This is a genomic window from Halomonas rhizosphaerae, from assembly GCF_030012485.1.
Taxonomy (GTDB): Bacteria; Pseudomonadota; Gammaproteobacteria; order Pseudomonadales; family Halomonadaceae; genus Halomonas; species Halomonas rhizosphaerae.
On the sequence record NZ_JASCQQ010000018.1, the window covers coordinates 64,806 to 71,167 of the forward strand.

General features: G+C 68.9%; 6 protein-coding genes. 2 read left to right on the plus strand and 4 right to left on the minus strand.

Features of this window, described 5'->3' with window-relative positions:
- Positions 1 to 21 precede the first annotated feature (21 nt).
- A complete protein-coding gene (locus QLQ86_RS09160; protein ID WP_282736329.1) occupies positions 22 to 762 on the plus strand; it encodes an SIR2 family NAD-dependent protein deacylase in 741 nt (246 codons plus the stop codon).
- 53 nt (positions 763 to 815) lie between these two features.
- Entirely contained in the window at positions 816 to 1,568 is a 753-nt protein-coding gene (locus tag QLQ86_RS09165) for a tRNA-uridine aminocarboxypropyltransferase (protein WP_282816682.1), read from the plus strand.
- A gap of 46 nt (positions 1,569 to 1,614) precedes the next feature.
- On the opposite strand, the gene QLQ86_RS09170 is transcribed toward QLQ86_RS09165, so the two are convergent.
- The 4 genes from QLQ86_RS09170 to trkA all read right to left on the minus strand — a co-directional run.
- The gene (locus QLQ86_RS09170; protein ID WP_282816683.1) at positions 1,615 to 1,953 is read right to left on the minus strand and encodes a c-type cytochrome; all 339 of its coding nucleotides are present in this window, start codon (positions 1,951 to 1,953) and stop codon (positions 1,615 to 1,617) included.
- Between the two features lie 246 nt (positions 1,954 to 2,199).
- Positions 2,200 to 3,438, minus strand: a complete 1,239-nt coding sequence (locus QLQ86_RS09175) for a TraB/GumN family protein (protein WP_282736326.1) — start codon at positions 3,436 to 3,438, stop codon at positions 2,200 to 2,202.
- 91 nt (positions 3,439 to 3,529) lie between these two features.
- On the minus strand, positions 3,530 to 4,978 hold the full coding sequence (locus QLQ86_RS09180) for a TrkH family potassium uptake protein (protein WP_282816684.1): 1,449 nt from the start codon (positions 4,976 to 4,978) through the stop codon (positions 3,530 to 3,532).
- Positions 4,979 to 5,021: 43 nt separating this feature from the next.
- A partial coding sequence (trkA, locus tag QLQ86_RS09185; protein WP_282816685.1) for a Trk system potassium transporter TrkA occupies positions 5,022 to 6,362 on the minus strand: 1,341 nt, incomplete at its 5' end.

Here is a 6,362-nt window from a genome sequence, read left to right on the forward strand (position 1 = left end):
CAGCAAGCAGGAGGCGGCCCCATGGGTGACCCGAGATGCCCCCACCTGGTGGTCTTCACCGGTGCCGGGATCAGCGCCGAGAGCGGTATCCAGACCTTCCGCGCCAGCGATGGCCTGTGGGCGGATCACCCCGTCGAGGAGGTCGCCACGCCCCAGGCCTGGCGGCAGGATCCCGAGCGGGTGCTGCGCTTCTACGATCAGCGCCGCGACCAGGTACGCCGGGCCCGCCCCAACGCCGCCCACAAGGCCCTTGCGGCGCTGGAGAAGCAGGGCTTCCGGGTCAGCATCATCACCCAGAACATCGATGACCTGCACGAGCGCGCCGGGTCGCGCCACGTGCTGCACCTGCATGGCGAGATCCTCAAGGCGCGCTCCTCGGTCGACCCGCGCATGCACTACCCGCTGCCCCGCGGGGGCATCCGCCTGGGGGATATCTGCGACAAGGGCAGCCAGCTGCGTCCGGACGTGGTGTGGTTCGGTGAGAGCGTGCCGCACTTCGCGGACGCCTGCGAGATCGCCGCCCAGGCCGATCTGCTGCTGGTGGTGGGGACGTCGCTTGCCGTGATGCCGGCGGCCTCGCTGCTCGATCATGCGCCCCTGGACGCCCCCTGCGTGCTGGTCGACCCCGAGGCCGATGTCCTTGCCCCGCCGGGCGTCACCCGTCTCTGCCAGTCGGCCGGGAAGGGGGTGCCGGCGCTGGTACGCCACTGGAAGCGTGAGGGACGGCTCTGGCTGCCGGAGACGCTCCTGCGTGAGGCGTGACAGGCGCGGCATGCTAGAATGCCGGCCCCTTCGGCTCCGGGACCATGGCACACATGCAGGACGACACCTTCCACGACGCCCTCATCGATCGCGACCCCGCGACCGGTCATCCGCGGCCCCCGCGCCGCGAGTTCAAGGCACGGGGCAGCTTCGTCTCCCGCTGCGCGGGCTGCAACCTGCCGGTGCTCAACTGCCTCTGCCCCTACCGGGTCACCGCCACGAGCGAGGCGAGGGTATGGCTGCTTACCCACCCCCTGGAGCAGCACAAGCCCACCAACACCGGGCGGCTCATCGGGGACGTTCTGCCCGACACCGAGGTCTTCACCTGGTACCGTACGGCACCCGACGAGCGACTGCTGGCGCTGCTCGAGGATAACCGCTACGCGCCCTTCGTGATCTTCCCCGACGACCAGCCGGACTATGCCGATCGGGTGGTGGGCATGGCGCGGGTCAGGTCGGAACAGGTCGCGAACAGGACCCCGGTCTTTATCATCCTCGATGGGACCTGGCGGCAGGCACGGCGGATCTTCCGCAAGAGCCCCTACCTCGACCGCCTGCCGGTGCTGCCCCTGGCCACCGAGCGGCTCACCCGCTATCGGCTGCGCAAGCCGGCCTCCGCCGCCCACCTCTGTACCGCCGAGGTCGCCATCGAGCTGTTGCGCCAGGGCGGAGACACGGGGGCTGCCGAGGTGCTCGATGACTATTTCGATGCCTTCAACGACAGCTACGCCGCCAGTCGGCGCCACGAGAAGCTCGAGGCACCGACGGCGGCGATGCGGCGTCTGCTGGCCAAGGCCGGCCGCTAAGCCTGCGTCCTTTCCCGCTGGGGCGACCGCGTGGCGGGCGTCGGCCTCACTCCTCGTGCTTGCTCAGGATCCAGTCGACCAGCTGCCCGGCCTCCTCCTCGCTCACCTCGACACGCTCGTCGGCGTCCGGCATGGTCGCCGACCCCCAGTGATCCTCGCCCCCCGTCATCACGACCTCGACCAGGTAGCCCCTCATCTCTCCCCCCGCGTACTTTGCGGCGATGCTGTTGAAGCCCGGCGCCCGCGGGGTGTCATCGTCCCGGGCGTGGCAGCTCAGGCACTGCTTCTCCTCTGCCAGCTGCTGGATGTCATCGGACTCCGCAGATGCCGAGGAGGCACCCAGCAAAAGGCCGACCAGCGCCATGGATGCAATGGCCGTTTTCATGTCCTCGCTCCCCCTGTTCATCCGGAGGCCTTCTTCCGGATGCTTGCCAAGTTTGGTGGTCGTACAGGACTGCAACGATGGCGCCCAATGGGGCGCCACCATTGCAGCTGCCTTGAACATAGGTCAGAGGGACAGGGCGCGGGATATGCTTTCTCTCATGCCGGGGCTCAGCGTGTCTCATGCCGATGTCCGCCATCACCCCGCGCGCGCGTTCTGGCGCGATGACGGCGGGCGCCCATCGGGCGGTCAGCCGCCGAACAGGGCCCCGGCGATGCGGAAGCCGGCGATCCAGGTCCCGGCAGCGGAGCCGAGGGTAGCCGTCAGGAAGACCAGCAGGGTGCGCGATACCCGGTTGCGCCACCAGCCCTTGAGCTCGGTGACGTCGTGGCGCAGGGTCGAGAAGTCCCGCACCTTGGGCTTGCGCATCCACAGCTCCACCCCGGCGGCGACGAAGCCGGCGCCGATGGTGGGGTTGAGCGAGGTGAGCGGGGCGGCGAAGAAGGTTGCCGCCACCGTGACCGGATGGGCGAGGGCCGCCAGGGTGGCCGCCCCCGAGAGCACGCCGTTGATCAGGAACCACTCCCCCACCAGCTGCCAGCCCAGCTCGGTATTGCGCGAGAAGCCGATGGCGAAGCCGGTCAGCACCAGCAGCGTGACCAACCAGGGCAGCGCCCGCCACAGGCGCGACGGCGGCGGGGTGGCCTCGAGGCGCTCGCGCTCCGGCGCGGGGTCGGCGGGCAGCGGCTGTTCCAGCTGCTCGGCCATGCCCTTCATGTGGCCGGCGCCGATCACCACCAGCACGTGGCGATAGCGTCCGGGACCGGCGTCCTGGGCCAGGCGCAGGACCATGTAGCGGTCCCGTTCGCTGATCAGCGGGATGAAGAGAGACTCCGATTCGGCGGCGAACTCGCTGAAGGTGGACTCCAGGACGTCGCCCTCCTTGAGTCGCTCGATCTCCTCGGCGGAGACCTGCTGGCGCGACAGCACGCTGCCGAGCAGCCCCGAGAACAGCGAGAAGCGTTGCCACCAGGGCACATTGTGGTAGATGCGCTTGAGGGTGATGCCCACGTCGCGGTCGATCAGCAGCAGCGGCAGGCCGGCGTCACGGCTCTCCTCCAGGGCGGCCCGCATCTCGGCACCGGGCTCGATGCCCGACTGCTCGGCCACGCGCTGCTGGAAGGCCCCCAGCGCCAGGCTGGCGGCCACCATGCCGGCCTTGCCCTGGCGGAAGATCTGGAACAGGTCCTGTTCGCCCAGGGCATCGGGGTTGGTGAGGCTGTGGTGGCGCGAGTCGCACAGCTCGATGGCCACGGCATCGAACTCGCCGGAGCGGATCAGCGCACGCACGTCCGCGGCGCTCTCGGCGGAGACATGGGCCGTGCCCAGCAGGGTGTAGCGGGTCTCGCCCACCTGCAGGACGCGGCGGGGGCCGCTGGTGGTGTCGTCCTGGCGGGCGGTGATCACGGAATCCTGGGAGTCGGTCATGGACGCTCGGGCAGTAGGAGTGAAAGGGCGATTATCCATGAAGGACGAGGCCCGGCCAATCCGCACGAGGCTCGGCGCGGCCTTCGATCATTCACTTGCGCCAGAATGCGGGGGTGAACAGCACCAGCACGGTGAAGATCTCCAGGCGGCCGAGCAGCATGGCCACCACCAGGATCCACTTGGCCAGGTCCGGCAGGTCGCCGTAGTGGGCGGAGGCCTCGCCCAGCGCCGGGCCCAGGTTGTTGAGCGCCGACCCCACCGTGGACCAGGCGGTGACCTGGTCGACGCCGGTGGCCATCACGCCCACCAGCATCAGGAAGAACAGCATCACGTAGACGGAGAAGAAGCCCCACACCGCCTGGGCGATGCCGTCCGGCACGCTGACCTTGCCGATCTTCACCGTGATCACCGCATTGGGGTGGATCAGGCGCATCACCTCACGCATGCCCTGCTTGAGGATCAGGATGATGCGGATGACCTTCATGCCACCGCCGGTCGATCCCGAGCAGCCGCCGACGAAGGCCGCGACGAACAGCAGGAAGGGCAGGGCGCCGGGCCAGGTGGAGAAGTCCGCCACGGCGAAGCCGGCGGTGGTGGCCACCGAGACCACCTCGAACAGGCCGTGACGCAGCCCCAGTTCGGTGCCGTAGGTGTCGGTCAGCCAGAGCGAGAGCACCGTGATCACGGTCAGGCCGAGCAGGAAGAGCAGCAGGAACCGCGCCTCGGGGTCCTGGAAGTAGTGCGTCACGCTGCGCTGGCGCCAGGCCAGGAAGTGAAGGCTGAAGCTCACCGCCGAGACGATCAGGAAGAACACGCAGATCATCTCGACCAGTGCGCTGTCGAAGTGGCCGATGCTGGCGTCGTAGGTGGAGAAGCCGCCGATGGCCACGGTGGAGAAGCTATGGCCCAGGGCGTCGAACCAGTCCATGCCGGCCGCCATGTAGGCCAGCATGCAGGCCAGGGTCAGGCTGGCGTAGATGTACCATAGCGCCTTGGCCGTCTCGGTGATGCGCGGGGTGAGCTTGGAGTCCTTCAGCGGCCCCGGGATCTCGGTGCGGTAGAGGGCCATGCCGCCGACCCCCAGGGTCGGCAGGATGGCGACGGCCAATACCACGATCCCCATGCCGCCCAGCCACTGCAGCTGCTGGCGGTAGTAGAGGACCGCCTTGGGCAGGAAGTCGATGCCGGTGATCACCGTGGCGCCGGTGGTGGTCAGGCCCGAGAAGGACTCGAAGACGGCGTCGGTCGGGGCCAGGGCCGTGTCACCGGTGAGCATCAGCGGCAGCGCGCCGAACAGCCCCAGCACGCTCCAGAAGAGCGCCGCGATCAGGAAGCCGTCGCGGGTGCGCAGCTCCTTGCGGGCATGGCGGTTGGGCAGGTACATCACCGCCCCGGTGGCCACGGTGATGGCGATGGCCACCGCGAAGGCCTCCCACATGCCGTCGGCGAACAGCAGCGAGATCAGGATAGGCGGCACCATGGTCAGGCTGAACATCATCAGCAGCAGGCCCAGGATGCGCAGGATCATGCGCAGGCTCATCGGGCGGCCCTCCTCGGGTCGCCGGTGGTCACGTGACAGGCCATCAGAAGAACGTCAACCCGACCTGGAAGAGCCGCTCCACGTCGCGCAGCCGGCGCTTGTCGATCACGAACAGGATGACGTGGTCACCGGACTCCACCACCACGTCGTCATGGGCGATCAGCACCTCCTTGCCGCGTACCACGGCGCCGATGGTGGTGCCCTGGGGCAGGTCGATCTCGCCGATGGCGCGCCCCACCACCTTGGACGACTGGGTGTCGCCGTGGGCGATGGCCTCGATGGCCTCGGCCGCGCCGCGGCGCAGCGAGTGGACGTTGACGATGTCGCCGCGCCGCACGTGGGTCAGCAGGCTGCCGATGGTGGCCTGCTGGGGCGAGATGGCGATGTCGATCTCGCCGCCCTGCACCAGGTCGACATAGGCGGCGTTGTTGATCAGCGTCAGCACCTTCTTGGCGCCCATGCGCTTGGCCAGCATCGACGACATGATGTTGACCTCGTCGTCGTTGGTCAGCGCACAGAAGATGTCGCACTCCTCGATGTTCTCCTCCTCCAGCAGCCGCTTGGCGGTGGCGCTGCCGTGCAGCACCACGGTGCGGTCGAGGCGTTCGGAGAGCTGGGTGCAGCGCTCGAGGTTGTGCTCGATGATCTTGACCTGGTGGCTGTGCTCCAGGTGCTCGGCCAGGCGCTCGCCGATGTTGCCGCCGCCGGCGATCATCACCCGGCGGAAGTCGCGGTCGAGGCGGCGCAGCTCGCTCATCACCGCGCGGATGTCGCGCCGGGCGGCGATGAAGAACACCTCGTCGTCGGCCTCGATCACGGTGTCGCCGCGGGGAATGATCGGCCGGTTCTGGCGGTAGATGGCCGCCACCCGGGTGTCGACGCTGGGCATGTGGCGGCGCAGGAAGCCCAGCTCCTGGCCGACCAGCGGGCCGCCGTAGAAGGCCTTCACCGCCACCAGCTGCACCAGGCCGCCGGCGAACTCCAGCACCTGCAGGGCGCCGGGATGCTCGATCAGCCGGCGGATATGGTCGGTGACCACCTGCTCGGGGCTGATCAGCACGTCGATGGGCACCGCCTCGTGGGCGAACAGGCCCTTGCGGGTCAGGTAGGCGGTGGCACGCACCCGGGCGATCTTGGTCGGCGTGCGGAACAGGGTGTGGGCCACCTGGCAGGCGATCATGTTGACCTCGTCAGAGTTGGTCACTGCGATCAGCATGTCGGCGTCCTCGCAGCCGGCCTGGCGAAGCACCATGGGGTAGGAGCCGGCCCCGGAGACCGTGCGGATGTCCAGGCGGGTATGCAGCTCGCGCAGGCGCTCGCCGTCGGTGTCCACCACCGTGATGTCGTTCTCCTCCCGGGCCAGGTGCTCGGCCAGGGTGCCGCC

Bases quoted from the DNA above. Each gene is read 5' to 3' on its own strand.
- QLQ86_RS09165 (WP_282816682.1), top strand. From the start codon at position 816: ATGCAGGACGACACCTTCCACGACGCCCTCATCGATCGCGACCCCGCG.
- QLQ86_RS09160 (WP_282736329.1), top strand. From the start codon at position 22: ATGGGTGACCCGAGATGCCCCCACCTGGTGGTCTTCACCGGTGCCGGG.
- QLQ86_RS09170 (WP_282816683.1), bottom strand. From the start codon at position 1,953: ATGAAAACGGCCATTGCATCCATGGCGCTGGTCGGCCTTTTGCTGGGT.
- QLQ86_RS09175 (WP_282736326.1), bottom strand. From the start codon at position 3,438: ATGACCGACTCCCAGGATTCCGTGATCACCGCCCGCCAGGACGACACC.
- QLQ86_RS09180 (WP_282816684.1), bottom strand. From the start codon at position 4,978: ATGAGCCTGCGCATGATCCTGCGCATCCTGGGCCTGCTGCTGATGATG.